The 25,212-nt window shown below is 65.6% G+C and carries 31 protein-coding genes; 21 read left to right on the top strand and 10 right to left on the bottom strand.

What is annotated here, in order from left to right; genetic code table 11:
• Positions 1–24: 24 nt before the first annotated feature.
• From FHY03_RS17230 to FHY03_RS17195, 8 genes are read left to right on the top strand one after another with little or no spacing between them, the layout of a single operon-like run.
• Positions 25–1,122 (top strand): ABC transporter substrate-binding protein, encoded by a 1,098-nt coding sequence (locus tag FHY03_RS17230; RefSeq protein ID WP_183931814.1) that lies wholly within the window; start codon positions 25–27, stop codon positions 1,120–1,122.
• Positions 1,119–1,994 carry an ABC transporter permease gene (locus FHY03_RS17225; protein ID WP_183931813.1) on the top strand — a complete coding sequence of 292 codons (876 nt, stop codon included), beginning with the start codon at positions 1,119–1,121 and terminating at the stop codon, positions 1,992–1,994. Before FHY03_RS17230 ends, FHY03_RS17225 begins: the two co-directional genes overlap by 4 nt.
• A complete protein-coding gene (locus FHY03_RS17220; RefSeq protein ID WP_183924661.1) occupies positions 1,991–2,758 on the top strand; it encodes an ABC transporter ATP-binding protein in 768 nt (255 codons plus the stop codon). Before FHY03_RS17225 ends, FHY03_RS17220 begins: the two co-directional genes overlap by 4 nt.
• Entirely contained in the window at positions 2,751–3,608 is an 858-nt protein-coding gene (locus tag FHY03_RS17215) for an NADPH-dependent oxidoreductase (RefSeq protein WP_183931812.1), read from the top strand. Before FHY03_RS17220 ends, FHY03_RS17215 begins: the two co-directional genes overlap by 8 nt.
• A 27-nt stretch (positions 3,609–3,635) precedes the next feature.
• The gene (locus tag FHY03_RS17210) at positions 3,636–4,742 is read left to right on the top strand and encodes an LLM class flavin-dependent oxidoreductase (protein ID WP_183924665.1); all 1,107 of its coding nucleotides are present in this window, start codon (positions 3,636–3,638) and stop codon (positions 4,740–4,742) included.
• 26 nt (positions 4,743–4,768) lie between these two features.
• Positions 4,769–5,983, top strand: a complete 1,215-nt coding sequence (gene soxC / locus FHY03_RS17205) for a sulfite dehydrogenase (protein WP_183931811.1) — start codon at positions 4,769–4,771, stop codon at positions 5,981–5,983.
• Positions 5,970–6,551 carry a c-type cytochrome gene (locus FHY03_RS17200; protein WP_260159373.1) on the top strand — a complete coding sequence of 194 codons (582 nt, stop codon included), beginning with the start codon at positions 5,970–5,972 and terminating at the stop codon, positions 6,549–6,551. The genes soxC and FHY03_RS17200 overlap by 14 nt, the downstream gene beginning before the upstream one ends.
• Positions 6,552–6,553: 2 nt before the next feature.
• Positions 6,554–6,799 (top strand): SDR family oxidoreductase, encoded by a 246-nt coding sequence (locus tag FHY03_RS17195; RefSeq protein WP_183931810.1) that lies wholly within the window; start codon positions 6,554–6,556, stop codon positions 6,797–6,799.
• Between the two features lie 16 nt (positions 6,800–6,815).
• Here the strand turns inward: FHY03_RS17195 and FHY03_RS17190 are convergent, their stop codons facing one another.
• The 4 genes from FHY03_RS17190 to FHY03_RS17175 all read right to left on the bottom strand — a co-directional run bounded on the left by FHY03_RS17190 (position 6,816) and on the right by FHY03_RS17175 (position 10,441).
• Entirely contained in the window at positions 6,816–7,508 is a 693-nt protein-coding gene (locus tag FHY03_RS17190) for an EAL domain-containing protein (protein ID WP_221190305.1), read from the bottom strand.
• A gap of 107 nt (positions 7,509–7,615) precedes the next feature.
• Entirely contained in the window at positions 7,616–8,749 is a 1,134-nt protein-coding gene (locus FHY03_RS17185) for an AMP-binding protein (protein WP_183931809.1), read from the bottom strand.
• A gap of 23 nt (positions 8,750–8,772) precedes the next feature.
• Positions 8,773–10,062 (bottom strand): sensor domain-containing diguanylate cyclase, encoded by a 1,290-nt coding sequence (locus tag FHY03_RS17180; RefSeq protein WP_183931808.1) that lies wholly within the window; start codon positions 10,060–10,062, stop codon positions 8,773–8,775.
• 10 nt (positions 10,063–10,072) lie between these two features.
• Positions 10,073–10,441: a phosphonate transporter gene (locus tag FHY03_RS17175; RefSeq protein WP_311722118.1), complete on the bottom strand. Its 369-nt coding sequence runs from the start codon at positions 10,439–10,441 to the stop codon at positions 10,073–10,075.
• A gap of 604 nt (positions 10,442–11,045) precedes the next feature.
• On the opposite strand from FHY03_RS17175, the gene FHY03_RS17170 reads away from it, so the two are divergent.
• From FHY03_RS17170 to FHY03_RS17160, 3 genes are read left to right on the top strand one after another with little or no spacing between them, the layout of a single operon-like run.
• The gene (locus FHY03_RS17170; RefSeq protein WP_183924677.1) at positions 11,046–11,882 is read left to right on the top strand and encodes a phosphatase PAP2 family protein; all 837 of its coding nucleotides are present in this window, start codon (positions 11,046–11,048) and stop codon (positions 11,880–11,882) included.
• Positions 11,879–12,346, top strand: a complete 468-nt coding sequence (locus FHY03_RS17165) for a sterol desaturase family protein (RefSeq protein ID WP_221190304.1) — start codon at positions 11,879–11,881, stop codon at positions 12,344–12,346. Before FHY03_RS17170 ends, FHY03_RS17165 begins: the two co-directional genes overlap by 4 nt.
• A 23-nt stretch (positions 12,347–12,369) precedes the next feature.
• Complete coding sequence (locus tag FHY03_RS17160; RefSeq protein WP_183924679.1) at positions 12,370–13,080, top strand: fatty acid desaturase; 711 nt, start codon at positions 12,370–12,372, stop codon at positions 13,078–13,080.
• Here FHY03_RS17160 and FHY03_RS17155 read toward each other — a convergent pair.
• Together FHY03_RS17155 and FHY03_RS17150 are read right to left on the bottom strand one after the other, a co-directional pair.
• Positions 13,052–14,314 (bottom strand): glycosyltransferase, encoded by a 1,263-nt coding sequence (locus tag FHY03_RS17155; RefSeq protein ID WP_183931807.1) that lies wholly within the window; start codon positions 14,312–14,314, stop codon positions 13,052–13,054. The two genes, FHY03_RS17160 and FHY03_RS17155, sit on opposite strands and share 29 nt — an antisense overlap.
• A 264-nt stretch (positions 14,315–14,578) precedes the next feature.
• Positions 14,579–14,896, bottom strand: a complete 318-nt coding sequence (locus tag FHY03_RS17150; RefSeq protein ID WP_183931806.1) for a hypothetical protein — start codon at positions 14,894–14,896, stop codon at positions 14,579–14,581.
• Between the two features lie 52 nt (positions 14,897–14,948).
• Here FHY03_RS17150 and FHY03_RS21165 point away from each other — a divergent pair, with 52 nt between their 5' ends.
• Positions 14,949–15,122 (top strand): hypothetical protein, encoded by a 174-nt coding sequence (locus FHY03_RS21165; protein ID WP_260159372.1) that lies wholly within the window; start codon positions 14,949–14,951, stop codon positions 15,120–15,122.
• A gap of 54 nt (positions 15,123–15,176) precedes the next feature.
• On the top strand, positions 15,177–15,497 hold the full coding sequence (locus FHY03_RS21160) for a transposase (RefSeq protein WP_260159371.1): 321 nt from the start codon (positions 15,177–15,179) through the stop codon (positions 15,495–15,497).
• A gap of 362 nt (positions 15,498–15,859) precedes the next feature.
• Here FHY03_RS21160 and FHY03_RS17140 read toward each other — a convergent pair whose 3' ends face one another.
• Together FHY03_RS17140 and FHY03_RS17135 are read right to left on the bottom strand one after the other, a co-directional pair.
• Complete coding sequence (locus FHY03_RS17140) at positions 15,860–16,033, bottom strand: hypothetical protein (protein WP_183931805.1); 174 nt, start codon at positions 16,031–16,033, stop codon at positions 15,860–15,862.
• A 719-nt stretch (positions 16,034–16,752) separates the two neighbouring features.
• Entirely contained in the window at positions 16,753–16,950 is a 198-nt protein-coding gene (locus FHY03_RS17135; RefSeq protein ID WP_183931804.1) for a hypothetical protein, read from the bottom strand.
• A gap of 162 nt (positions 16,951–17,112) precedes the next feature.
• Between FHY03_RS17135 and FHY03_RS17130 the strand changes: the two genes are divergently transcribed.
• The 4 genes from FHY03_RS17130 (at position 17,113) to FHY03_RS17120 (ending at position 20,920) form a co-directional block, all read left to right on the top strand.
• Positions 17,113–17,391, top strand: a complete 279-nt coding sequence (locus FHY03_RS17130) for a hypothetical protein (RefSeq protein WP_183924689.1) — start codon at positions 17,113–17,115, stop codon at positions 17,389–17,391.
• Between the two features lie 491 nt (positions 17,392–17,882).
• The gene (locus FHY03_RS17125) at positions 17,883–18,299 is read left to right on the top strand and encodes a BLUF domain-containing protein (RefSeq protein WP_183931803.1); all 417 of its coding nucleotides are present in this window, start codon (positions 17,883–17,885) and stop codon (positions 18,297–18,299) included.
• 789 nt (positions 18,300–19,088) lie between these two features.
• Positions 19,089–20,066: a PHB depolymerase family esterase gene (locus FHY03_RS21155; protein ID WP_311722111.1), complete on the top strand. Its 978-nt coding sequence runs from the start codon at positions 19,089–19,091 to the stop codon at positions 20,064–20,066.
• Positions 20,063–20,920, top strand: a complete 858-nt coding sequence (locus FHY03_RS17120) for a transglutaminase family protein (RefSeq protein ID WP_311722237.1) — start codon at positions 20,063–20,065, stop codon at positions 20,918–20,920. Before FHY03_RS21155 ends, FHY03_RS17120 begins: the two co-directional genes overlap by 4 nt.
• Positions 20,921–21,250: 330 nt before the next feature.
• On the opposite strand, the gene FHY03_RS17115 is transcribed toward FHY03_RS17120, so the two are convergent.
• Entirely contained in the window at positions 21,251–21,580 is a 330-nt protein-coding gene (locus FHY03_RS17115; protein WP_183931801.1) for a hypothetical protein, read from the bottom strand.
• 84 nt (positions 21,581–21,664) lie between these two features.
• Positions 21,665–21,919, bottom strand: coding sequence for a hypothetical protein (locus FHY03_RS17110; RefSeq protein ID WP_183931800.1), 255 nt, complete (start codon positions 21,917–21,919; stop codon positions 21,665–21,667).
• 383 nt (positions 21,920–22,302) lie between these two features.
• Between FHY03_RS17110 and FHY03_RS17105 the strand changes: the two genes are divergently transcribed.
• From FHY03_RS17105 to FHY03_RS17090, 4 genes are all read left to right on the top strand, one after another.
• Positions 22,303–22,509 carry a cold-shock protein gene (locus FHY03_RS17105; protein WP_183924701.1) on the top strand — a complete coding sequence of 69 codons (207 nt, stop codon included), beginning with the start codon at positions 22,303–22,305 and terminating at the stop codon, positions 22,507–22,509.
• Positions 22,510–22,607: 98 nt separating this feature from the next.
• Complete coding sequence (locus tag FHY03_RS17100) at positions 22,608–22,817, top strand: hypothetical protein (protein WP_183931799.1); 210 nt, start codon at positions 22,608–22,610, stop codon at positions 22,815–22,817.
• Between the two features lie 381 nt (positions 22,818–23,198).
• A complete protein-coding gene (locus tag FHY03_RS17095; RefSeq protein ID WP_183931798.1) occupies positions 23,199–24,236 on the top strand; it encodes a glycosyltransferase in 1,038 nt (345 codons plus the stop codon).
• Complete coding sequence (locus tag FHY03_RS17090; RefSeq protein ID WP_183931797.1) at positions 24,233–25,207, top strand: acyl-CoA dehydrogenase; 975 nt, start codon at positions 24,233–24,235, stop codon at positions 25,205–25,207. The genes FHY03_RS17095 and FHY03_RS17090 overlap by 4 nt, the downstream gene beginning before the upstream one ends.
• The last annotated feature ends 5 nt before the right edge of the window (positions 25,208–25,212 follow it).

Genomic DNA, 25,212 nt, shown 5'->3' with positions numbered 1-25,212 from the left:
CACGACCGCACCGGTGCCCGCCTGATGGCGCAGGCCGCGGCCCGCATGCCTCGGGGCTCGGCCGCGCTCGCCGCCTTCGTGGCGGTGTCGGTCGCGCTGCTGATACTGTTCGCGCCCGCGCGCCGGGCGGCGCAGGCCGCAGTGGGGCTCCCGCTCGCGGCGCCGCTGCCGCAGCGCGTTCCCCCGGACGTGGTGCTGCGGGTCGGCGATCCCGTCACACGCTGGGTGTTCGAGCACAACGGCTGGGAGAAGGAACTCCCGTTCCGCATCGAATGGGCGGAGATCACCGGCGGCCCCGACGTGACCGAGGCGTTCCACGCCGGCGTGCTCGATGTCGGCTTCGGCGCGAGCGTGCCGCCGATCCACGCGGTGTGGACCGGCATACCCGTGCGTATCATCGCCTTTCGCGAATATGCCGAGCGTTCGGGGCGGCAGGCCTATGTCTTCGGCATCGCGCCGCGCGCTAAGATCAGGACGATCGCCGACCTGCGCGGCAAACGCATCGCCTTCAGCCCCAGCCAGGTGCAGGCGCAGGTCGTGATCGAGACGCTGAGGGCCGCGGGCATCCCGCGCGATCAGGTGACGCTGGTCGAGCTGCCGTCCAGCATCGGCGGGGATGTCTATTCGAACGCGCTCGCATCGGGCGCGGTCGATGCGGCACCGATCCGCAACGATCTGGTCGCGCAGCGGTATCTGCGCGACAATGGCGCGCGCGGCGCGCGGCTGCTCGAGCACCCGCCGTTCCGCGACGACGGCGGCAACGTCTACGTGCCCGAGGCAGCGCTCACTGACCCAGGCAAGGCGGCCGCGCTGCGCCTCTTCGCCGCCTATTGGGGCCGCGCCCAGGCGTGGATCAACGCGCATCCGGAGGATCTGGCTCGCGGCTATTACGCCGGCCAGCGAGGGTTGCCACTCGATGACGCGCGCATGCTCGCCAAGTACATCACCAACGTCTCGGTGCCGCGTCGCTGGAAGGGCGCGATCGCCTACGAGCAGGCCGCCATCGACACGCTCGGCCCGGAAACCGGCCGTCCGCGTCTCGACGCCGCGACGCTGTTCGACCGCCGCTTCGAATCGATCGCTGGTGACGCCGCAGCGACCGACAGGAGAGATCCGTCATGAACGCCATCTCGCAAGATCTGAGCATCGGTAAGGCGGAGGAGCGGCGGCCCATCGACCCGCCGGTCGCCTACCTGCCGCGAAGCGCGCGCGTACCGCGGCGATCGCTGAGCCCGGGCGCGCCGGCGCGCTATGGCAGCCTGCTCGGGCCAGGTCTGTTGCTGCTCTACTGGTCGGTCCTGTCGATGTCGGGCTGGCTCGACCCGCGCATCCTGCCCGCTCCCTGGACCGCGATCACGACCGGGGCCGAGCTGATCCGCGAGGGCCGGCTTCAGGAGCATCTCGCCGTGTCCGCCGGTCGCGCGATGACGGGACTGGGCGTCGGCGTCGCGATCGGGACCGCGCTGGCGCTGCTGTCGGGCCTGTCGCTGCTCGGCGGCTATGTCATCGACGGGCTGGTGCAGATCAAGCGCGGCGTGCCGATCCTGGCGCTGATCCCGTTCATGATCCTGTGGCTCGGCATCGGCGAGACGATGAAGGTCACGCTGATCGCCACTGCGGTCTTCGTCCCCGTCTACATCAACACGCACAATGCCTTGCGCGCGATCGACCTCCGCCATGTCGAACTCGCCGAGACGGTGCGGCTGACACGGTGGCAGTTCCTCCGCCATGTCGTCGTGCCGGGATCATTGCCCGGCTTCCTCACCGGTCTGCGCTTCGGCGTCACCTCGTCCTGGCTCGCGCTGGTGGTGGTGGAGCAGCTCAACGCGACGAGCGGCATCGGCTATATGGTCACGCTTGCGCGCAACTATGCGCAGACCGATGTCATGCTCGTCGGCCTCGTCGTCTATGCGCTGCTCGGCTTCGGTTCGGACGCGCTGGTACGCCAGCTCGAACGTCGCCTGCTCGGCTGGCGCCGGACGCTCGGCCGATGAGCGGCTGGGGGCCATCGCCCGCGGTGCAGGTGCGCGCGCTCACTCGCTCCTTCACCGCAAAGGGCGTGTTGAACGGCATCGACCTCGACATCGCGCCGGGCGAGTTCGTGGCGCTGCTTGGGCGCAGCGGATCGGGCAAGAGCACGCTGCTGCGCGCGCTGGCGGAGATCGACCACGAGGCCGAGGGTTCGGGCGAGATCCGCCTCCCGGAGCGACTCTCGGTGATCTTCCAGGATGCCCGGCTGCTGCCGTGGATGCGCGTGCTCGACAACGTGCTGCTCGGTGTCTCGGGCCAGCGCGCACGGGCCGGCGAGGTGCTCGCCGAGGTCGGTCTCGCCGGGCGCGAGCGTGCCTGGCCGCACGAGCTGTCGGGCGGCGAGCAGCAGCGCGTCGCTTTGGCGCGCGCGCTGGTACGGGAGCCCAAGTTGCTCCTGGCAGATGAGCCGTTCGGTGCGCTGGACGCGCTGACACGGGTGCAGATGCACGCGCTGCTGCGGCGCCTGGTCGACGCGCATCGCCCCGCGGTGCTGCTCGTGACGCACGACATCGACGAGGCGATGCTGCTCGCCGACCGGATCGTGCTGCTCGACCAGGGCCGGCTCGCAGCTGACCTGCCGGTCGCGCTGCCTGGTGCCGGCGTCGCCCGGCGCGCGCGCATGGCCGAATTGCGTGCGACGCTCCACCGCCTGCTTGGCGTCGAGGACGTGGCCGAAGATCATACGGAGGCTGCACCTCCTCCCGCCACGGAGGTACGATATGGCTGACGCGACCTCCCTCGCGTACCGCACCGATGTGGCCGCCGGACGGCGCGACACGCGGCTGTACGATCGCTACCGCACGCCGCTCGACCTGTCCGTGGCATGGAACGAGACGCTCGACACGATCGCGGCGCATCGCTCAGTGCGCGCCTATCGCCCCGATCCGGTGCCTGCGGGGGCGGTCGAGCTCGCGGTCGCTGCCGCGCAGTCGGCGCCGACTTCATCCAACCTTCAGCCATGGACCGTCATCGCGGTCGCGGACCCCGACCGCAAGGCTCGGCTGGCGGCGCTCGCGGGCAACCAGAAGCAAATCCTCCAGGCGCCTTTGTTCCTGCTGTGGATCGTCGACCATCAGCGCCTCACCCGGATCGGTGACCGGGTCGGCACCCCTGCGGAAGGGCTGCACTTCCTCGAGAGCTTCCTGCTCGGAGCGGTCGACACGTCGTTGGCGGCGCAGAATGCCGTCGTCGCGCTCGAGGCGATCGGGCTGGGAAGCTGCTATATCGGCGGCATCCGCAACAAGCCCGCCGAGGTCGCCGCCGAGCTCGCGCTGCCGCCGCGATCCTTCGCGCTGTTCGGCCTTACCGTCGGCTATCCCGATCCCGCCGCGCCCGCCTCGGTCAAGCCGCGACTGCCGCAGAAGGCCGTGCTGTTCCGCGAGCGCTACGGCGCGAGCGACCACGCCGGCTTGATCGCCGCCTATGACGCGCGGCTGCGCGGCTTTCAGCGCGAGCAGGCGATGCCCGAGCGCGACTGGAGCGAACAGGCGAGCCAGCGCGTGCGCGGCATCGACTCGCTCGCCGGCCGCCACCTGCTGCGCGACGTGCTCCACGGTCTCGGCTTCCGCCTCGACTGATCCGCGACCCTTCAGCCGGAGATCCCCATGACGAACCCCTCCGAATTCCTCTGGTACATCCCCAACCAGGTCGAGGGCGGCCACCGCGGCGACGTGAGCGATCATGACTCGTCCGGCCTCGAGACGCTGACCGCGCACGCGCGCGCGCTCGAGGAGCATGGCTGGCAGGGCGCGCTGATCGGTACCGGTTGGGGGCGACCGGACACCTTCACCGTGGCCGCCGCGCTCACCGCGCGCACGACCACGTTCGAGCCGCTGATCGCGGTCCGGCCGGGCTATTGGCGCCCGGCCAATTTTGCCTCCGCCGCGGCGACGCTTGACGCGCTGAGCGGCGGTCGGGTGCGGGTCAACATCGTGTCCGGCCAGGACAATCTAGCCGCGTACGGCGACAGCGAGGGAGATCAGGCGCACCGCTACGACCGGACGAAAAGCTTCATGCGACTGGTGCGGCGGCTGTGGACCGAGACCGACGTGACGTTCGAGAGCGAGCATTTCCACGTCGCCAACTCCACGGTCGTTCCGCGCATCACGCCGCGCGGCGAGCGCCGGCACCCGCGGCTCTACTTCGGCGGCGCGTCCGCAGCGGCCGAGCGCGTGGCGGCGGCCGAGGCCGACGTCCAGCTCTTCTGGGGCGAGCCGCTCGCCGACGTGGCCGAACGGATCGAGCGGCTGAAGCGCCTCAGCCGCGACCTCGATCGCGACCTGCCGCCACTCGAGTTCGGGCTGCGCATCACCACGTTGGTGCGCGACACCACCGAACAGGCGTGGGCGGACGCCGAGGCGAAGGTCGACGAGATGGCCGCGCGCCAGGGCAAGGTCGACCAACATCGCGCCTTCAAGGCGGTGGGACAGCAACGTCTGCTCGATCTCCACGCCCGCGGCGAGGTGCTCGACGGCAACCTCTACACCGCGCCCGGTCGCTACGGCGGGGGTGGGGCCGGCACGACATGGCTCGTCGGCTCGGCCGCGGACGTCGCGGCATCGCTGCGCAAGTATCGCGATCTGGGAATCAACAGCTTCATCCTCTCCGACACGCCCTATCTCGCCGAGATCCGACGCCAGGGCGACCAGCTGCTCCCGCTGCTGCGCGACGTGCCCGCGGCGCCCCCGCTCGCTGCCCATCAGGCCGCGTGACCCATCGAGCCAGAGCGGATGACGAGATGGTAGCAGGCGGGGGTCTGCTCCACCGTCGCACCCTGCTGGCCGCCGGCGCGGCATCGGCGGGCGCGCTGCTGGGTGGTGCAGCGGAGGTCGGCACGCGCTCGCCGGCATGGATGCTGACGCCGGGAGCGCCGCTCTCGCGCGGCGGCAGCGGCGACGGCATCACGCGGCTCGTGCCCGACCTTCCCTTCGCCGGCAGCGGCTCGTCGCGCACCCCGATCGATCTGCTGGCGGGGACGATCACGCCGTCCGCGCTGCACTTCGAGCGTCATCACAACGGCGTACCCGCGATCGATGCCGATCGGCACGCGTTGCTCATCCACGGCTTGGTGCGCCGGCCGCTCCTGTTCCGCTACGATGACCTGCTGCGCTATCCGCGACACACGCGCACCCTCTTCATCGAGTGTTCGGGCAATAGCGGCTCGATCGCCGCGCCCGAGCCGGAGCAGGCGAGCGCCGGCCAGATCAACGGGCTGCTCTCCTGCTCCGAATGGAGCGGCGTGCTGCTGTCGACCCTGCTCGACGAGGCCGGGGTCGATCCCGCCGCGCGCTGGATGCAGGCCGAGGGCGCGGACGCCGCGGCGATGACGCGAAGCATTCCGCTCTCGCTGCGCGACGACGCCATGATCGCCTTGCTGCAGAACGGCGCGCCGCTGCGTCCCGAGCAGGGCTATCCAATGCGGCTGCTGTTGCCCGGCGTCGAGGGCAATGCCTCGGTCAAGTGGCTGCGTCGGCTGCGCCTGCTCGCCGCACCCGCTTTCTCGCGCGACGAGACGTCGAAATACACCGACCTGCACGCGGACGGCACGGCCGACGCCTTCTCGCTGCGCATGGGCGCCAAGTCGATCATACTGCGCCCGTCGTTCGGCCACGATCTCCGCGCGCGCGGCGCGATCGAGATCAGCGGGCTCGCATGGTCGGGGCGGGGGCGCGTGCGCAGCGTGGCGGTGTCGGCGGACGGTGGCAGGAGCTGGGCCGATGCCGCGCTCGACCGCCCCGCGCTGCCGCAGGCGCTCACCGCGTGGCGCATTCCGTGGCGCTGGAGCGGCGCTCCGACGACGCTGATGAGCCGGGCCACCGATGAGACCGGTGCGGTGCAGCCCACACGCGCCGCCTGGCGCGCGCGCTATGCTCCAGGCCAGCGCTACCATGCCAACGCCGTCCAGAGCTGGGCGGTCGACTCCCGCGGCCGGATCACGCATGTTTATGCGTGAAGCCGCGCTGCTGCTCGCCGCACTCCTCGGTGCCACCGGGTGCAGCGGCGGCGACGATGGCCCGGATGCCACGCCTCACCTCGGTCGTCCCGCGCCGGCCGATGTCGTGCGCCGCGAAGACATCTCGATCCTGTCCGACGGCACCGGACTGCCGCCCGGCTCGGGTACGGTGGCGCAGGGACGCGCGACCTTCAGCGCGAAATGCGCCGCCTGCCACGGCGAGGCGGGGGTGGGCGGAGCGGCGGAGCGACTGACCGGCGGCATCGGCACGCTCGCCGCGCCCCAGCCGGTCCGCTCGGTGGCGAGTTACTGGCCCTATGCGCCAACGCTGTTCGACTACATTCGCCGCGCCATGCCGCTCACCGCGCCGCAATCGCTGACCGACGACGAAGTTTATGGTCTTGCCGCCTATCTGCTTTCGATCGACGGCATCGTTGGCGCTGACGTTCGGATCGACGCGGCGACGTTGTCGCAGGTCAGGATGCCCAACCGCGACGGCTTCGTCAGCCTGGAACCCCGGGCGTTCGACGGCAACATCGACCGCGTGCCCAGCCCTCAGGAGAAGTGAACGTGAAGACTGCGATCGTAACCGCCGCCACCTCCGGTATCGGCGAGGCGACCACCCGCGCGCTGGTGCGCGCCGGCTGGCAGGTGATCGCCACCGGCCGCCGCGCTGAGCGGCTCGAGCGACTGGCGGCCGAGCACGGCGGCCGCGTCCACACCGCCGTGTTCGATGTCACCGACCCGGCTGCGCTCGACCACGCGCTCGACTCGCTGCCCGACGGAATTGGCGGCATAGCAGGACGCCGGGAGTGACCGCTTTTGGGGCGGGTCACGAGGGCAATGACAAGGAGGGTAGAGCCTCGATCATTGGACGGGCGAGCACGTATCCCTGGCACAAAGTAATCCCGAGCTCGCGGACCGTACGAAGTTCCGCGGCAGTCTCGATGCCCTCTGCGATGCAGCGGACGCCCAGCGCGTCTGCCATCTGCACCACACCTGCGACGATGATCTGGCGCGCGGTCGACGCATCGATGCCGCGGATCAGAGCCATGTCCAGCTTTAACATGTCGGGGTGCAGGTCGGCGAGAAGCCCCAGCCCGGCGTAGCCCGCGCCGAAATCGTCGATCGCCGTCGTGAACCCGCGTGTCCGGTAGGCGTCGATGATGTGGCGGACATGCGGCACGTCGCGCATCCGTTCATCTTCGGTGAACTCGAACATGAGCCGACCAGGGTCGAAGCCGACACGTCGCGCCGCGGATAGTGACGCGCGGATGCACGCGTCGGGCTCGTACACGGCGTTCGGCATGAAGTTGATCGACAGCTTTGCGCCGTCGTCGGGAGCGAACAAGCGACCGGCCAGTTCGATCGCCTTCACCCGGCATGCCTGATCGAACCGGTAGATGAGCTCGGGCGAGACAGCGGACAATATGTCACCCGCAGATCGGCCGTCGACGCCACGCACCAGCGCCTCATAGGCGAAGACATCGCCTGTGCGGATATCTACGATGGGCTGGAACGCCATCGTGATATCGATTGGTAGCGCGGCGCCGCTGCGGCAGTCGCGACAGGGTTTGACAAGCGGTGACGCGGACGATCGGGCGACGTTCTTGGCCGAGATTGACGTGTGGATCATGACCAGTCTTCGAGTTTGCCCATGGCGTTGCGCGGCAGGATGGTGCCGAACCGCAGAAGGCGCGGGCGCTCCGCCACCGACAGCCGCTCGGAGATCGCGCGATCGACCAGCGGGGACAAGCTCGCGACGTCGTGGCCGTCGGCTGGGACGATGAACGCCTTAAGCCGCCCATTGCCGTTCAGGCGCACTGCCGCGTCGGCGATGCCGTCAAGCCCACGCAGCATGGCCGCCACCCGCTCAGGCCAGACGTTCTGTCCGCCTACCTGGACCGCGCCATCGCGTCGACCAATCAGGCGCAGGCGGCGTTCGCCGACCCGCTCGATGTGATCGGGCAGCGGGTAGCGGCCGCCGTGAGCGTCAACCAGCCCCCACTCGCCGTCGCCTTGTGGCAGCAACCGCCATCGGGGCAGGAGGTCGTAAAAGGTCGCCGGGTGGAGGCGGAAGGCGATTCCGCCGGTCTCGGACGAGCCATAGACGTCGAGAAGGTGGGTAAGCCCCGAGGCTTCGAGCTCGGCTGCGAGGACCGCGTCGAGTGGTCCGGCCGAACTGATACCGATGACATCGGCAGGAAAGCGGCGCGTCAGGCGCGATAGCGCCTGCCATTGATCGGGCACGCCGACGACCAGGTCGCCGGGGGTCAGGTCAAGCGCCGTGCCGATCGTCGGGGAGACGACAGGCACACCAAGCACGTCCGGCAACAACGCCGTCCAGATGAGGCCGTACATGTGATGTGCCGGTACAAGCGCCACCACGCGACGCCGCCCTGGCAGCTGGGACGCCATGAACCGCGCCTCTTCAGCGAGGTCAACGACGGCGTGCGAGCACAGCACGGGTTCGCCCGTCGAGCCCGATGACCTGACAGTTATCCGACCTTCGCCTGCGCCGTGGTGATGCATGATCCAGTCTGTCCACGCGCCGACGGTGCCAGGCGGTTCAAGGCCGAGCATGGCATCGTCCAGCTCGAACGCCTCCGCGAGCGCTCCGAGGGCGGCCAGCCGCTCGAGCGAGTCGAGGCCAAGCCCCTCGTCGGCGATGGCCGTCGTGCTCGCCCACGGGGGCGGCATCGGCAGGTCGCCGCCGCGCAGGCGGCGCATCTCCGCCGCGACGACGGCGCAGGCGATCCGGTGCATCGCCTCGCGTGAGGGACAAGACGTCATGCAGCGTCGGCAGTCAGACGATGGACCTGGTTCCGCCCGGCCTGCTTGGCGGCGTACAGTCGCTCGTCTGCCAGCTTGATCAACGAGTCTATCGAGCCGCCCGCCTCGTCCAGCGTAGCGCAGCCGAGGCTGGCCGTCGCCGTCAGAGCACCGTCCGGCGTCTCAATCGAGATGGCCGCTATGCGTTGGCGCATCTGCTCGGCCAGTCCGAGCGCCTGCTCGCGGTCATATCGGGGCAGTAGCGCGCCGAATTCCTCTCCGCCGAGACGCGCGAAGATCCCACGGGGAGGGAGCAGCGTCGCACAGACCTCGGCGACCCGGCGGAGGAGGAGGTCACCCATCGGATGGCCATAGGTGTCGTTCACCGATTTGAAATGGTCGAGATCGAGGACGATCAGCGACAGGCTGTGACGCAGTTCACGCCAGTGGGCCTGCTCACGCTCCAAGGCCTGGCTGAAATGGCGTCGATTAGCGGCCCCGGTGAGATGGTCGCACGTCAACAGGCGCCTCACGTCCTCAGCGGCCGCCTCGCGTCGTGGCACGTCGCGCAGGATGACGGAGAAGCCAGTGAACGGCGATGTATCCAGCTCCGACCGAGCCACGACGAGGCGCTGACACCAATAGCGCTCGCCGTTCGCTCTCGCCTGCCATCCTTCCTGCAGGTGCCAGCCGTCTCGACCGGCGATCTCGATCTGCTCGCCGAGCCGCAGATCACCGCCCGTGTTGTCGCACTGAAGCACCTCGGCCAGGTTGCGGCCCATTGTCACTGCGCTATCGAAGCCCGTCTGACGCGTGAAGCAGGCGTTTGCTGCGGTGATCACCCCCTCCACATCGATCGCGACCGCCGCGTAGTCGTTGACGCCGTCCAGCAGGGTCGCGAACCAGGTATCAGCTTGGCGTAGCCGCTCCTCCTGCACGACCTGCTGGCTGATGTCCGACAGCGTCACCATCAGGCGATCGGCGCCGAGCTTCACCATCGTACATGCGAGAACGCGAGGAGCCTTCGTGCGCGGCCCCGGCCCCAGATCGACGAAGATGCGATGGCCGTCGCAGACCCGGCCCATCGTGGCCTGGTAGGCTGTTGCCATGCTTCGCAGTTCAGGCGCATGGTGTTCCAGCGCCGCGAACAGGTTACCGGCATCGCGCGGGCCCGCGAGCGGCAGCAGGTGCTGCATGGCATGGGGGTTCATCATGACGATATCGCCGGCGAGATCGCACTCGATCAAGCCGACCGGACAGGCATAGAGGAACTCGAGGAGCTGCTCCTCGCTGGATTTCCCGCTCATCGCCGCGGTCTCATCGCTCGATGAGAACGTAGCGGCGAGGCATGTCCGGCGCGGCAAGCAGCTTCAGCCGGACCTTCGTGGGTCGCATCCGCAGAGTCAGAACATAGGGCACGATGTCGTCGAGGCGAGGTTCATCCTCGAAGCGCTGCGCGACCATGAAGTTGTTCATGCATTGTGCGACTGCATCGAAGAAGGGCACGCCGAGCACGGTGGACGGGTCTAGCCCCGACATCTTCGCTTCGGTGGCATTGTAGGTTTGAACATCCGTATCAGGCCCGAAGCCCACGACGCCGAAAGGCAGGGCGTCCTGCTCCGCGGTGCTCATCCACTCGAGATCGTGCAGGCTAACGGCTTCGAAACACGTTTCTTCGATCGTCACGAACGGCCTCCCTCGAACATCCGATCGTACCTCATGGAGCGTTAAACAGCGGCTAAGAATGGCGATCTGTCGCTTTGTCGAGAACTGCAGACCGGGGGGCCTGGGTCCCGCAGCGTTCCCTCTGAGATGACGCGAACGCGGGCACGGATAAGCGTCCGAAATTGGGAGGGCGCCAGATCGCCCTGGCCCGCCGCTTCTGGATTTCGGCACACTGCGTTCCACGGATCATACGCTCTTGAGCTTCGATGTGGCGGATAGCCGAGCGGCTGGATACCCTGTCAGTTGCTTAATCGCTCGTCCGTTCGAGCAGCGCAGCGGCGTTGAGAGTCAGGATCGCGCGCGCTCAACCTCATCGGGTGGCGTTTCCGGCTAACCCGAGGAACGCCATAGCGTTGAACCCTATCGGATGGTCACGGGCCCGTCTCGGGTAAAGTCGCGTTATGGGATGATGCGTCCGCCTACCACGACCACTCTCTATGCCGATGCCGTCACATGGTCTGTCATCGGAGGCTTGGCGCTGAGCTGTGTGCTGCTAAGCCAGGTGCTTGGTTTCAGCCTATCGCCTGCACACGCTGTCTTCTCTACGTTAGGAGTAGCCGCGCTGGTGGGTGCGCTGGTGATTGGGCGGGTTCGAGCCGATGCACGCCTGGTCGCAGGAGCCACGTCGTTTCTGCAGATAACCTTGTTCACCATCCTGGGCGTGGTGCTTGCCTATCTCCTGGCTGCAGCGAGCGGTCCGCTGTGTGATAATTGGCTGACAGTAGTGGATAAACGATTGGGCTTCGACTGGCCTGCCATTTTTGCGTTAGCGGACAAACTGCCGAAGCCGATCCTGCTGATCGCCGGGATCGCCTATCACAGCCTGGTGCTGCAGATGGTCGCGTGCGTGCTGGTGCTCGCCGGAACGGGTAGGCTAGCGAGACTGCAAAGAACCATGGCCGCGGCGATCCTGGCAGGTGGGGTGACAGTCCTCGTTTCCGGACTGCTGCCCGCCACGGGCAACTTGTTCGATCCCGATCATTACCGGCAGCTTTGGGGTTCGGTCGCCTGGGGCGATCGCGGCTTGGTACGGGGGCTGCGCGACGGCTCAATCCGCCAGCTCGACCTGTCGCACATGACCGGCATTGTCAGCTTTCCCAGCTATCACGCGGCGCTCACTGTTATTTTGTTGTGGGGGCTGTACCCGCTTGCCCGGTTGCGCGTTCCGGCAGCGATCTGGGCCGGCCTGACGATCTTGGCGACGCCATTGTTCGGCGGTCATTACGCTGTCGACGTGCTGGCGGGCCTGCTGCTGGCGATCGTCGCGTTGAGCGTGGCCCGCGGCCTAGCCACGCCGGTGACCGATCGCGACGGGATGCGCCGACGCGGGCGTCGTGCTACGGAAGCGGTGCGGACGAGCGGGCTTAATGGCCGCATGCACGGCGTCGAGGTGATTCGTTGAGCTGGTACGAGAAGCTGCTGCTGGTGCTGGCCATGGTGCTGTTCATGGAAGTCTTCGCCTGGGCGACGCACAAATATGTGATGCACGGGTGGGGTTGGGGCTGGCACCGCTCGCATCATGAACCACATGACGGCGCTTTCGAGCGCAACGATCTGTATGCCGTAACCTTTGCCTTGATCGTAATCGCGCTGTTCGCGCTGGGTACGGTGTGGGAGCCGGTGTGGTGGATGGCTCTGGGGATCACTGTCTACGGTGCAATCTACGCCTTCGTGCACGACATGCTGGTGCATCAGCGGTTCGGCGTGCGCTGGGTGCCGCGGCGCGGCTATTTTAAGCGGCTGCACCAGGCGCACCGGCTGCATCACGCGGTCAAAGGCAAGGAAGGCGGGGTGAGCTTTGGTTTCCTGTTCGCACCTGATCCCGTGCGGCTGAAACGGCGTCTGGCCGAGCGTAACGGGCGGTGAGCCGGAGTCAGCACAGAAGTGATATGAAGCACGGCGTAATGCTGGCCACGGCCATCGGTCTCGCGTGGATTGCAGTGCATATCGGCTGTATCTTCTTCTGGCGATGGAGCGTTGGCACCGCGTTCCTGGCGGTGATCGTCATCGTGGCGCAGGCATGGCTCAGTACCGGACTGTTCATCATCGCGCACGACTGCATGCACGGATCGCTGGCACCTGGCTGGCCAAGACTGAACAGGGTTGTCGGGACGCTCTGCCTCGGCGCCTATGCCGGCTTGTCCTACGGCGCGTTGCTGCCCAAGCACCACGCGCACCATGCTGCACCAGGAACCGAGAGCGATCCGGATTTTCATTGTGCTGCGCCGCGTCGCGCGCTGCCATGGTTCGGCTCCTTCTTCCGCAACTATTACACCCACGGACAGATCCTGCGTATCACCGTCGCCGCGATCATCTACCTGCTGCTGGGCGCGTCACTTCTCAACATAGTCGTCTTTTGGGCGGTCCCCGCGCTACTCGCGCTGGGGCAGCTGTTCGTGTTCGGCACCTATCTCCCCCACCGGCACGGCGACCAGCCCTTCGCCGACGCTCATCAGGCCCGCAGCAGCACGCTGCGGCCGGTTTTCTCGTTGATGACGTGCTTCCATTTCGGCGCGTACCACCACGAACATCATCTCAGTCCCGGCACGCCGTGGTGGCGCTTGCCGACCTTCAGGCGGGAGTCGCTAGCGCAGCGGTGATGGCGTCCGCCGCGCCGGGGGCGCCCGCTCCGGCCGCGATCTCGGCGGCGATGCCGCGCGCGGCACGTGCGTAGCTGGGCTGATCGATGACCTCCCGCAAGGCGTTGGCCAGCGTGCGCGAACTAAGCCGACGCGGCGAAAGTGTTTGGCCTGCCCCGAGTCGGACGATGCGGGCGGCAGTAGCAGGTTGCTCGAAGCCGATCGGCAACGCCACGATCGGCACGCCGGCCGCCAACGCGTCGAGCACCGTGTTGAAGCCGCCATGTAGCACCGCGGCGGAACAGCGCCGCAGCACGGCTGTCTGCGGCCAAAAGGCGCGCACCAGCGGATCGCCTGGCAGGGCGGACTCCTCGTCGCGCGACAGCCCGCCGCCATGGCCGATCACGGCGCGTGCGCCGATCGCCGCACAGGCTTGCGCCATGGTCGCGAACAGCGCCCGGCGCGATCCCTGGAGCGTTCCGAGCGAGCAGAAGACCAGCGGTGGTCCGTCGTCCGGCAGATCCGGTTCGTGCGACTCCTCCGATCGCCACGGTGAACCGTAGAGGAACGTCGACGGCAAGGAGCGTCGGGGATAGTCCAGTCCCCGCGGGCATTGGGCGACCTGCACGCGGGGTGCGGCGCCTTCTTCGAAGCCCCACTGGCGGCGACGCGTCTCGACCACGCGGGTAATTGGTCGCATCAGCAGATTGGTCACCGCATAGCCGCCGCGGTTGCGAAATCTGCCCCATCGATCCGAACGGTAGCGCCAGCCAAGAAAGGCTGGTGGCACATCGGGCTCGCCAAGTAGGGGCAGGCCGGTCGTGGCGACGGCATAAGGAAGGTTGAGCTTCTGCGCGATGAGCGGGCCGGCCGGCTCGACCGCGTCCGCTAGGACAGCGGTGACGCCGGTCCGCTCCAGAACCGCCGGCGCTTCGTCCAGTAAACGACCGGTCATCGCTGCTGATGCGCGGATCATGCGGGTAAGTCGAACGGGTCCGGTCGGCTCGACTAAGGTGTCAATATAGGCATCGAACATGGCCGCGGCTCCGCCCGGAAGCGCCGAAAAGCCAAGCGCGGGATCTGTCACCAGGCCTTCGGCAGCTGCCATGTGCACCAAGGACACACGCCAGCCCCGAGCCTCCAGCGCTCTCGCGAGAACCTGCACGGGATTGACGTGGCCGGCCAGCGGCGCCGTGATGATGGCGATATGCCCTGATGGCGAGAAGCCATTTGGAAGAGGAATTCCGCCGCGCATCCTCAATCACCATGACGCTGCCCGAGCTGGAGGCGCAAGGAAGAAAGCGCGTCCTGGCTATGTCTGGGTGAGCTTGCGCTCAAAATGAGCGAGCGGACTTCGTTAAGAGATTCCCAGGCTCGCGGTGTGATGGCTCTATCGTCTGTTGCGGCTCGGCGCCTAGCTAGGCGCCTCGCGATCGGCGCCGGTCGGTCAAGGTGCAAGGTTGTGGTCTCCGGCACAGTCACCCGTGTGCGTTCGAGCTTGGCGTGATACAGAAGAGGGCTACGGGACCGAACGCGGCTGCGGAGGACCACGCATGCACGCCAGCGTGATCATGGTAGCAGCCGCCGTTCCCCAGCTGAGGCGATACCATCCTACGCCGTGCGCCCCGCTCAAGGCCGGGGGCAGTGGCGCGCCGGGATAGGCTCCGTAGCGGTAGTGCGGGTCTTGCCAGCCAAGCTTGTTCAGCGCGAGCGAGCAAATCAGGTAGAAGACCATATATCCCCAACCCGCCAGCTTGTTCGGCGCGAGCGACTGGAGGAAGAGCGCCAGCGCGGCGAGCAGCAGCCAGTCATGTGTTGAAGGAAGAACGTACCACACGGCTCTGTCAAAGCTTAGGCACCTCCGGAGCTCGCCGGGGTAGGAGAGGGGCATGCCCCGCCCGCGCAAGCCAGCCTCGCCGTTCCGCTACTTCAACTCGTCGCCGGAGGTGATCCGGCTGGTGGTGCTGATGTACGTGCGCTTCCCGCTGTCGCTGCGGAACGTGGAAGACCTGCTGTTGGAACGCGGTATCGACATCTGCCACGAGACGGTGAGGCTTTGGTGAGACAGGTTCGGTCCGCTGTTCGCGGGCGAGGTGCGGCGGCAGCGCACGAGCCACATGCGCGGCTTTCGTCATTGGCGCTGGCACCTGGACGAGATGTACGTGAAGCTGATCCGCGAGATGGTCTACCTGTGGCGAGCGGTGGATCATGAGGGCGAGATCCTTGAGAGCTACGTCACCCGAACGCGCGACAAGAAGGCTGCGCTCGCCTTCATGAAGAAGGCGCTCAAGCGGCACGGCTCGCCCGAGGCGCTCACCACCGACGGTCTGCGCTCCTACGGCGCTGCTCTGAGCGAACTCGGCACGCGCGAGAAGCAGGAGGTGGGTCGCTGGGCCAACAACCGGGTGGAGAACTCGCACCTGCCGTTCAGGCGATGAGAGCGGGCGACGCTGCGCTTCCGGCAGATGCGCACGTTACAGAAGTTCGCCTCGGTTCACGCCAACGTCCACAACCACATCAATCACGAACGCCACCTCGTCGACCGCCGAACCTGAAAGCAGCGCCGCTTCGCGATCGTCACGGTCTAAGAGATCGTAGTGACGTCGCGGCCCGACCTCGGGGTGATCAGCAGGCGATGATCGAGGAAGTGGACCGGTCGGATTTTACGGCATAGGTTGACATCGCGGTTGTCAGAGGAAGGGCCGAAGATTTATTACCGTGTCGTATTAGATAACGCGTATATACAACAAGTTGATAAAAAGCGCTGCTGTCGGAGTCGCGCCAACAGCGTTTTAAGCAGTTACTTCACATGGACGGCGGCGCCGGAAGGCTTGGCATCAGCAGCGTCTGGCGCGCGGCGGATGCAATCCGTATCTTGATCGGACGCGGCATTTACGCGTGACATGATGCCTTTACCAGCTTTGTCATCGGCGACATGGTCCTGTTTGCCCGAGCTATCTTGTTGATTGGTCATGGTCGACTTCCCTTATGCGTTATTGAAAAACAATGTAACCGCTCGCTGGGTATTTCGCGCCCAGCCGCTTGTCACGATCGATACTTGACACGTCGATATTTGCACAAGCCGGGTCTTCTTGTTCTTCATTCGCAATCTCTGGCAAGCGCGGCCTCCAAGTCCGCCGGGTTTACTGTTATTGTACGTGTGGTACTGCCGCTGCGTAGGATAAGGAGGGTGGCGGTTCGCCGATATACGGTCCGATCATTTCCCTCAATTATTTCTTCATCGACTTCTAAGTCGTACGTACCAGCAGGCTCGGGCCGTTCGAAACCTGCCAGTTGGAAGGGCGACCCGAAGGTGACTGTCGTTCTCGTGGTGCGAACCCCTGTCATGGAACCCACCGAACCCGGGCGACATTGGTCGCCCGATTGTCAAGCTCTAGATCAACGGCAATCAAGCCAGCTGTCAAAGGATCGGGCCTCCAGTAGGTTAAGCAACAGCATGCAATATCCACTGATCATGTCCTTATCAGGTTTAATGCGCAGGATCGGATCCATCGACGTTACTCACAAGCGTAAACGCTCTTCCTCTCAGCCGACACTGAATCCTTGGTTTGTAGGTCGCAACTGTCGGCTTGGAACCGGCGGGCAGGCTGCGCCGACGCGTCTGAACCATTTCGGCGGCGCAGCCCTGCCGTCGGCATCCTAGCTGCCGCCTCTGGCGAGCGAAGGATCGGCCTAGGCGAAGTCACCGAGGTACTTGGTCTCCGCGTCGGGCAGGTCAGAAGTGCCATCCTCCGTGCGGCTGTCGCCCTCGAGGTCGTCGGCGGTAAGGTCCTCCTGCTCCTTGCCAAGGATATCACTGTCTTCGCCGTTCTCACCGGGATCGTTGGTGCCGCCATCCTCGACGTGGTCGTGATCGTTTTGCTGTGTCATGCGGGTATCCTCCTGATGGAGAGAACGGAACGGCCGACATCCTCTGTCGGGCCCGGTTTGCTTGGGCCATAATTTTTCTTGGACGACCCACCATTACGACCCTCCCGGTCTGAGCCCGACGTCTCAGCGCGAACGTTTCTTAAGAACATACGGAGATTTGCCATGACGACCTACCCTTTGAGCGAGCCTGCCACTGCTTACGTCGGCGATAACGACGGCAACGCCATCTCAAAGCCGCTCTTCCAGGGTTCGCTGAGCGAATGCGTAGCGATCGTTGAGGGCATGCCGCAGGACGAGCGCACGTCCGCGTCGATCAAGATGGATGCGCTCGATCTCAGCTACGGTCCGGCTGAAGTGGACGAGCTGGTTCGCTTTCTTCGCGATGAAGATGCCGGCTTGTCTAACCGCGATATCGCTGATGTAGCTAAAAAAATTAAGTAGCCGCGCAAAGACGTCGCGGTCAGACGAGATCAGCGACTTCGCGATTCATGGCGGTTGGCGGCCACCCTTGGGGCACCCAAATTGTGCGTCTCTATCCCGGCGTTAGATCGCAGGAAGAGTGGCTCGGACATCTCATGTTGATCCTGATTAGTCGCGGCATCAGATCATTAGCGGATGTCCCGCCGTGTCCGCGCTTCCGTCGCGCGCCGCATCGTGTCGAGCTGAGCTCGCCTCGGCATCAGCAGAAAGCGTCCTTTCTTCGACACCGGGCAGGTGGATCAAGCGCTGCGATGCGGCGATGCGGCGCCCGCGTTGCAGCTCAGAAACGCGGACGGTGCGACCGCTAGATCGTGCGAACTGCTCTCGCGGTGGCCGTTGATCGTGACATTCTGCCGCGGCGTCGCAGCACTAGCATGGTTCTGGCTAGACTGCGCTGGCGCCGTAGGTGGCCGCCGCTTGCCGCGCACGAATGCAGAGGCTATGAGCACCTCGTGCAGGACGACCCTCTTCGCCAAATTTTCTATCATAGCCAGGCTGTAGACGGCCAGGACGTGGACATCGACCAAATCATCGCCTCCGCGAAGCGGAACAACGGCATGGATGGCATTACTGGCGTGATGTTCTTTGATGGTCACTCGTTCCTCCAGGTGCTGGAAGGCCCTGCGACGAGCGTTGCTGCAACCTTCGCCAGGGTTATGGAAGACCCGCGGCATCATAGCCTCGTGGTCATTAGCGATCGCGAGGTGGCGGAGCGCGATTTCGCCTATTGGAGCATGGAGTTGTGCGACCCCGAGCATCCGTCAGACGAAGCCATCTGGCGCCTGCGTCGCCGACTGGAGCGGTTCTCTCCCGATCTGCACCACTACTTTTTTCGGGACACCAGCGGCTTAAATCGACAAGTCGGCTAAGGCACTGAACCCGCAACCGACGGTTGGTACACCGACGGGAGATCGGTGTGACGTCTGAGCGGATTGTAGCGGTTGGGTTACTGACCGAGGAGGACGTGGCTGTCCTAGGAAAAGGCTTCAAGCGGCTGTTTCCGGTCCCGAACGACGCCGTGTTCGACGACCTATTGGCTAAGCTGGATAGCGTGAACCCCGTCGCTCAAAGCGGGGCGAGAAAGCCGCAGCCGTAGGTACGCCGCGCTGAGAGCCGAGCAAGCTGCCGGGGGCGCGTGCTATCTGGTCGCTGCTCGTTCAAAAGCCCGAGGAGGTGGATGCATCTACCAAGCGATCGCAGCGCCTCGCGGCAGCAGCAGGACCGGCGACGAATAGCTTTGCGCGCTCCGAGCTGAACGGACGAGCGAATCATCACGGCGCCTGATGAGCGCTAAGCACTGGCACTTGATCCTATACGGGAAAGCACGGGACGTGGGGCTAGGTGAGCGCCGCATCTGACAGAGCGAGAGCGCCGCTTCGTTATGGTCGCCGCGGCCCTCAGCTGGCGGCGATGAAGCCGCTCGTACGGACGCGCTGCGCCGGCACCATCTGTCATTCCTCTTGCAGGACTATCGCGGACACCCCATCTATGCTGCAACGCACAATGATCGCGTGTGCGGCAGTCGCATCGCAGGTCTGTCGCTCCTAACTGCCGGCTAGGAGCATGGTATGCGCTCGATTTCCGACACGATCGCCCGCTTGAAGAAGCCGTTGCTGCCGATGGTTCGTGCCGGCGGATCGCGTAGGGATCTAGCGCCGGTGGAGAGTAGCGGCAGCAATCCCGGCGCTTTGCGCGCGCTGCTGCACGTGCCACCCGGACTCCCAGCCGGCTCGCCGCTGGTCGTCGTGCTTCACGGCTGCACGCAGACTGCCGCAAGCTACGATCACGGCTCGGGCTGGTCCGAGCTCGCCGATCAATCTGGCTTCGCGGTGTTGTTTCCGGAGCAGCAGCGGGCGAACAATCCTAACCTCTGCTTCAACTGGTTTTCGCCCGCGGACACGCGGCGCGGTAGCGGCGAGGTCGAGTCGATCCGCGAGATGGTCGTTGCCGCGGTCGAGCGCCACCGGCTCGACCCCGCGCGAGTGTTCGTCACGGGCCTGTCGGCAGGCGGGGCGATGACCTCGGCGATGCTGGCCTGCCATCCCGAGCTTTTCGCCGGCGGAGCGATCATCGCCGGGCTGCCGTTCGGCATCGCATGCGGCGTGCCCGAGGCGCTGGAGCGGATGCGTGGCCGCGGCCATGATCGCGCAAATCTCGCCAACCGGGTACGGGCGGCGTCGTCGCATCGCGGACCATGGCCGGCCGTGTCGGTCTGGCACGGCAGCAGCGACACGACGGTCGACGTGGTCAACGCCGCGATGATTGTCGAGCAGTGGCTTGAGCTCCACGGTGTCGGCGAACCTGACGCGACCAAGCAGGTGGGGGGATGCGTCTACCGGGCCTGGCACGACGCCGCCGGCCGCATGGTCGTCGAGGAGTATGTGGTCGTCGGCATGGGACATGGCACGCCGCTAGCGACCCGCGGTGACGAGGCGTGTGGCACGCCCGGGCCGCACATGCTCGACGCTGGCATCTCGTCCACCTACCGCATCGCGGCCGCGTGGGGCATCGTTCCAGCGACTGCGCCGACCCGACCGATGAAGACGCCCGTCACCGCGCCCGCGTCGCCCGCGCGCTTCGACCCGGCGGCGACCATCAACGACGCGCTGCTCGCCGCCGGGCTGATCAGGCGGTGAGGCTGCGGATCCGGCATGTCACCATCTACCGCTATGCCCGATCGGTCCACTTCCTCGATCATCGCCTGCTGATCACCCCGAGGTCGGGCCGCGACGTCACTACGATCTCTTCGACCGTGACGATCGACCCCGGGTCTGAACTGGTCTGGAGCGAGGACGCTGCCGGCAATACGGTCGCGCTGGCGCCGATCGCCGATGCCGCACCGGCGCTGACGATCCTCGCTGAGCACGAGGTGCTCCATGCCGCTGACCCCTATCCGATCTTCCGGCTCGACCCGTCCGCGTTTCGTCATCCATTCGCATACGCATCGGGCGATCTGGCGCTGTTCGGCGCCGGGCTGCTCGATCCGGGGGCAGGAGGCAATCCTGCGGCGGCAGCATGGCTCGCCGGCTTTCGCGCGACCGCGCCCGACGACACGCTGATGCTGCTGAACGCGCTCAACGAGGCTGTCGGCATCGCTATCGCGTATCGTACCCGCGACGAGGAAGGCACCCAGCCGCCGTCGCTCACCCTTGCGTTGCGCAGCGGTTCGTGTCGCGACCTGGCGGCGCTGTTCCTGTGGGCGGCGCGGCGGCTGGGCTTCGCGGCACGGGCAGCGTCGGGCTACCTGTTCGATCCCGGAAGCTCGGCCGGCGACGTCGGCGCGACCCATGCATGGTGCGAAGTCTTCCTTCCAGGGGCGGGCTGGATCGCCTTCGATCCTACCCAGCGTCGGATGGGCAGCGCCGGGCTGGTCGCGACCGCGTTCGGCGTGACCAGCGAAGCGGTGCTGCCCGTGGTCGGCGGCTTTCTAGGTGATGCCGACGATTTCGTCAGCATGGAGGCGAGCGTTTCCGTGAAGGCCAGTGCATGAACGAAAGCGGGATTGACGTTGCTCAGTGTGTAAAGAGGAACAGGAATCGGCTGAACGAGCAACGCACGAGCGCTCGGCATGGTCACTCCGGCAGGAAATCCACCTGCACTTCGTCTGGTAGGTTCCCGTCGACTACTCAAGGCGTCATGGGCGAGGTAGGTAGAGGTGGCAACCGCAAGACGAAGAACGCAAGGGCAAAAAAGTTTGTGAGCGCTCGTGCCACAAGCGTGGCAGAGCCGTCGTTTTTTTTCGGACTTCTATTTATTGTATTCGAGAGCGGCGACCACAATAGACTCTATGTCTGCACCGGCGAGAAGCGGTCGATCTATTTCAGTAGGCAGCGCCTGAGAAATCAAGGCCTCGACTATGTACCTCGACCGAGAGTACGTCGCTCTCTCTCGCGCCAAGACTGGCGGCATTCTGCTGGAACGCCAGCAGCAAATCGTTGTCGCGTTCTGGAACGAGCGCGCTGATGCCATCGGATGTATGTACGAGCACGTACGGAAATTGTGACATGGCAGGCGCCTGGTGGTGAGGAGCGACGAAGGGGGCCGTGATGCGCTCGTCGTAGACGACATGGCGAACGGCTCCTTCATCCAGCGACACCAGTGTGCCGGCGGCCGGGCCGCCGTAGGCCATGACTGTCAATTGACCCAGCACCGGCCCTTACCTCCTGCTGCTATCGTGTGCGGCGGATTGTTATCCCGAGGGACCTACGTGTCCGCCGCAACGGATAAAACGGCCTCACGCTGTAGGCGACGCCCCGGCCGCATTTTCATTGGCGATAAGCTTACCGGCATGATCAGCACGCAAACTTGCCACGTGCTCGTTCGCCCGTATGGCCGAAAAACGCTCTTCAGCGCTCGCATCATAATTCTTGATGCGAGCGGCATAGCCCGAGGCAAGTCGGCTATGCGACGATCGTGCCTCCGGGGTGACGGCAGCTGCGGCCATGCCGACTGAGATCTGCTGGCGTCGGTGCAGTTCGATGAGATCCATCGCTATTCTCCACACGTAAGCGGGAGCGCTGCGACTCTCAGCCGGTGGTGCTTACCGAATACGTACCACCGATCAGCGTTATATGGCGATTTGGCGTGCTTTCCACAAGGGTTTGCACGATGTAAACGCCTGCGACGCCGTCAGAAATACTAGCGGCTAGATCTAGGTCTCTGCCGTGAGGTCTGGGCGTATATAAATACGTAGGGTGAAGAGCCAATTCCCGCTTCCATTCTATGATGAAAAGCTTATATCAAAATGGCTGACGTCGCGTGTGACGGATATGCGAGCTGACGTTGTCGCCTCCTTGTCCCTTTCTAGCATTACTGAGGCCGGGATGTGCCGCTCTTGGCGCAGGCCCGTCAACGATTGGGCAGGACATCGCTATGATCATCGGAACGGTCAAATTCTTTAACAACGACAAGGGCTATGGATTTATCGCGCCAGAGAGTGGCGGCGACGATGCCTTTGTTCATATCTCGGCTGTCGAGCGTGCAGGCATGCCGACGCTCAACAAGGATCAGCGGGTCAGTTACGAACTTGAGACTGATCGACGGGGTAAGGCCTCAGCGGTGAACCTGCAGGGTGCCTAGAAAGCTCGTGGCCGGGCGACAGCCCGGCTACCTGAGTGCGTGTGAGACGCTTCAGTCTGCAATTTCTGTATCCACCCGACCACCTGGAGGCACGAGTCATGTCGAGAAGCATTCCCAAGCCATTTCTGATCGCCAAAGATGACGAAGGTGCATTTCGGCTTACGCTGCGGCAGGTTCGATACAACTCCCAGCATTATCCGATCGTCATGTCGGCGCTTCAGCCGGAGACCTTTGAGAGCGCTCACGCTGCGCGAGCTTTCGCAAAGCAGCATCATGGTGCGGTTGCTGGCGAATTCGCCGCCAAATAGGTAGGCAAACGGCCAAAAGGCAAAATCCTTAGATCTTCCAAGGTGACCAACACTTCTTATGTCACCTAAGTGGGCGGGCTGGTCGCTCGCGAAGCTGATTGTCGCCGAGCACGTATCGCCAAATCGTTCTTTGGCCAGATCAAGATCGATCGTGCTAATCTCCATAATGAGTGGCTTCCATATGCTCGCGAATGCCTGACAGCCTTCGCACTTTGGCACCTCGATCCCGTGAGCGGGGGCCATCCACCCCATTCATTCAGACTTGGTCCGCTTGCAAACGGGTCGTGCGCAGACCTCCTTCTGCTGCCCGCCGCGGCAAGGGGGCTTTCCAACCTGATCAAGATCAACGTAACGCGTCCGCGATCCCGCTAATTCAGGTAAGTGAGCGAGATCAATCCTACGTCGGCTTCGCGTGCAAAGGCGCTTCCGCTCGCCATCTGCGTGCCCGTCCGCAACGAAGCTGCGGTGCTTCCGCAGCTTTTTGCCGCTGTGGAGCGGCTGGAGCGAACGGGCATTGCTCCTAGGCTCTGCCTGCTGCTCGATAGCTGCGATGACGCAAGTCTCGCTTTAGTACGCGACCATGCCGCCAACGCCTCGATGCCGGTGATCGTCGAGGAGGTGGCAGCATCCGACGCAAACGCGGGCCGCGCACGGCACCGTGCCATGATGCTGGGCGATCGCAGCCTGGACGGTGACGGCGTACTGCTCACGACGGACGCGGACAGTATCCCATCACGCGACTGGTTGCAGGCGATGGTAGCGGGCTTGCGCCAGGCTGATGTAGTGGCTGGAAAGGTGGTGCGGACCGTCACTCAGTCGAACCCGTTGCTGGACCGCCTGGAGGCCTATTACGACGCGCTTCACGCGCTGCGACGCTCACTCGATCCGGTTGATTGGGAGGGCAAGCCAGCGCATCATTACGCAAGCGGCGCGAACCTTGGGCTGCGTGTCGCCAGCTACCGCAGCCTCGGCGGCTTCCAGCCGCTGGCGAACGGAGAGGATGGACGATTGGTTGACGACGCGGCGCGTGCGGGCCTGCGCGTGCGGCGCGATGCGACGTGTGTCGTGCACACCTCAGACCGCCGCCTCGGCCGCGTCGCGCATGGATTAGCCGGCACGCTTCGCACGCTCGATCGCGATGGAGAGGCGATCGACGTAGCCGATCCTCGCGACGCCGCTTGGCAGTACCGCGGTCACGGGGTCGCACGTCTGGCCTTTGCTAAGGCCGACTTCGCTAGCCTGGCAGTGGCCGTCGAACTGACCATCGACCATCTCGTCGGCGTCGCCCGCGACTGTCCCAACGCAGAGTCGTTCGCCATGCGGGTCGTGCCGACACCGCCGGGAGGGATGCGGCGGGTGTCGTTGGGGATCGCCGAGGTCGAGCTGGCAGCGATCCCCGCCGGGCGGCGCGCGGCATGAGCGACCTGCGCCGCGCTCTGGCTGCGCGATCGACGCTGTTGGCCGGCCTCGCGGATCCCGCCGATGCCGATACGCTGCTGCGCTTGCTCCGCCTTCTCTACGCGGTCGGTCGAGCCGACCTGCCGCTCGGGCGACTGCTGGAGGGGCATGTCGACGCGTCGCAGATCATCCACCGCTACGGCGATGCGGCACAGCGTGCCCGCGCGGCCGCGGCGGTCGCTGGCGGCGCTGCGTTCGGCGTCTGGAACGCGGATTTGACGGGCGAGCCTCTGCGACTTGATGGTGGGCGGCTGACCGGAGGCAAGAGCTTCGCCAGCGGTGCCGGCCTGCTGTCCCATGCCTTAGTCAGTGTTGATGTCGAGGGTGGGCGGCAGTTGCTCCTCCTCGATCTCGAGCGCACCCCGCCGGCGATCGATCGATCTTTCTGGCGAGTGGCAGGCATGCAGCGGTCGGAAACGCATTCGGTTCGATGGGACGCCGCGAAGGTCGCGTCGGACGACCTGATCGGCGCACCGGGCGACTACATACGCGAGCCGTGGTTCAGCGGCGGCGCGTTGCGCTTCGCGGCGGTTCAGGCAGGCGGCATCGCGGCGCTGCTCGACCATAGCGCCGCGCATCTCGCCGCCGCAGACCGAGCGGGCGATCCGCACCAAGCGGGACGCCTCGCCGCCCTATACGGTCTGGCCGAGACGGCGACGGGCGCGATCCGGACCGCCGCGGCCGGCTGGTTCGCCGAAGAGGCGAAGCGCCTTCCGCTGGTCGCGGCTGCGCGTGCGGCCGTCTACGCCGCTGGCGGCCCGGCGATCGAACTCGCCCAACAGGCGGTGGGGGTACAATCGCTGTTCGCCGATCACCCGCTGGCGGCAGCGATCACCGATTTGGCGATGTACCTGCGCCAGCCCGCGCCGGACGCACAGCGGATGATCGTTGGCGCCGCAGTGGCGGCGGGGACGCTGACGCCATGCCTGTGAGGCTC

Source organism: Sphingomonas sp. BK345 (genome assembly GCF_014193845.1).
GTDB lineage: Bacteria > Pseudomonadota > Alphaproteobacteria > Sphingomonadales > Sphingomonadaceae > Sphingomonas.
Note: the sequence above shows the minus strand (reverse complement) of the source record. Positions and strands in the feature narration are given on the sequence as shown.

Excerpts from the sequence above, each read along its gene's own strand:
- FHY03_RS17090 (WP_183931797.1), top strand. The coding sequence starts at position 24,233 with ATGAGCGACCTGCGCCGCGCTCTGGCTGCGCGATCGACGCTGTTGGCC.
- FHY03_RS21165 (WP_260159372.1), top strand. The coding sequence starts at position 14,949 with ATGCCCCGCCCGCGCAAGCCAGCCTCGCCGTTCCGCTACTTCAACTCG.
- FHY03_RS21160 (WP_260159371.1), top strand. The coding sequence starts at position 15,177 with ATGCGCGGCTTTCGTCATTGGCGCTGGCACCTGGACGAGATGTACGTG.
- FHY03_RS17140 (WP_183931805.1), bottom strand. The coding sequence starts at position 16,033 with ATGACCAATCAACAAGATAGCTCGGGCAAACAGGACCATGTCGCCGAT.
- FHY03_RS17225 (WP_183931813.1), top strand. The coding sequence starts at position 1,119 with ATGAACGCCATCTCGCAAGATCTGAGCATCGGTAAGGCGGAGGAGCGG.
- FHY03_RS17220 (WP_183924661.1), top strand. The coding sequence starts at position 1,991 with ATGAGCGGCTGGGGGCCATCGCCCGCGGTGCAGGTGCGCGCGCTCACT.
- FHY03_RS17190 (WP_221190305.1), bottom strand. The coding sequence starts at position 7,508 with ATGGCGTTCCAGCCCATCGTAGATATCCGCACAGGCGATGTCTTCGCC.
- FHY03_RS17100 (WP_183931799.1), top strand. The coding sequence starts at position 22,608 with ATGTCGAGAAGCATTCCCAAGCCATTTCTGATCGCCAAAGATGACGAA.
- FHY03_RS17155 (WP_183931807.1), bottom strand. The coding sequence starts at position 14,314 with ATGCGCGGCGGAATTCCTCTTCCAAATGGCTTCTCGCCATCAGGGCAT.
- FHY03_RS17180 (WP_183931808.1), bottom strand. The coding sequence starts at position 10,062 with ATGAGCGGGAAATCCAGCGAGGAGCAGCTCCTCGAGTTCCTCTATGCC.
- FHY03_RS17185 (WP_183931809.1), bottom strand. The coding sequence starts at position 8,749 with ATGCACCGGATCGCCTGCGCCGTCGTCGCGGCGGAGATGCGCCGCCTG.
- FHY03_RS17200 (WP_260159373.1), top strand. The coding sequence starts at position 5,970 with ATGTTTATGCGTGAAGCCGCGCTGCTGCTCGCCGCACTCCTCGGTGCC.
- FHY03_RS17110 (WP_183931800.1), bottom strand. The coding sequence starts at position 21,919 with ATGGATCTCATCGAACTGCACCGACGCCAGCAGATCTCAGTCGGCATG.
- FHY03_RS17130 (WP_183924689.1), top strand. The coding sequence starts at position 17,113 with ATGACGACCTACCCTTTGAGCGAGCCTGCCACTGCTTACGTCGGCGAT.
- FHY03_RS17105 (WP_183924701.1), top strand. The coding sequence starts at position 22,303 with ATGATCATCGGAACGGTCAAATTCTTTAACAACGACAAGGGCTATGGA.
- FHY03_RS17135 (WP_183931804.1), bottom strand. The coding sequence starts at position 16,950 with ATGACACAGCAAAACGATCACGACCACGTCGAGGATGGCGGCACCAAC.
- FHY03_RS17215 (WP_183931812.1), top strand. The coding sequence starts at position 2,751 with ATGGCTGACGCGACCTCCCTCGCGTACCGCACCGATGTGGCCGCCGGA.
- soxC (WP_183931811.1), top strand. The coding sequence starts at position 4,769 with ATGGTAGCAGGCGGGGGTCTGCTCCACCGTCGCACCCTGCTGGCCGCC.
- FHY03_RS17210 (WP_183924665.1), top strand. The coding sequence starts at position 3,636 with ATGACGAACCCCTCCGAATTCCTCTGGTACATCCCCAACCAGGTCGAG.
- FHY03_RS17160 (WP_183924679.1), top strand. The coding sequence starts at position 12,370 with ATGAAGCACGGCGTAATGCTGGCCACGGCCATCGGTCTCGCGTGGATT.
- FHY03_RS17230 (WP_183931814.1), top strand. The coding sequence starts at position 25 with ATGGCGCAGGCCGCGGCCCGCATGCCTCGGGGCTCGGCCGCGCTCGCC.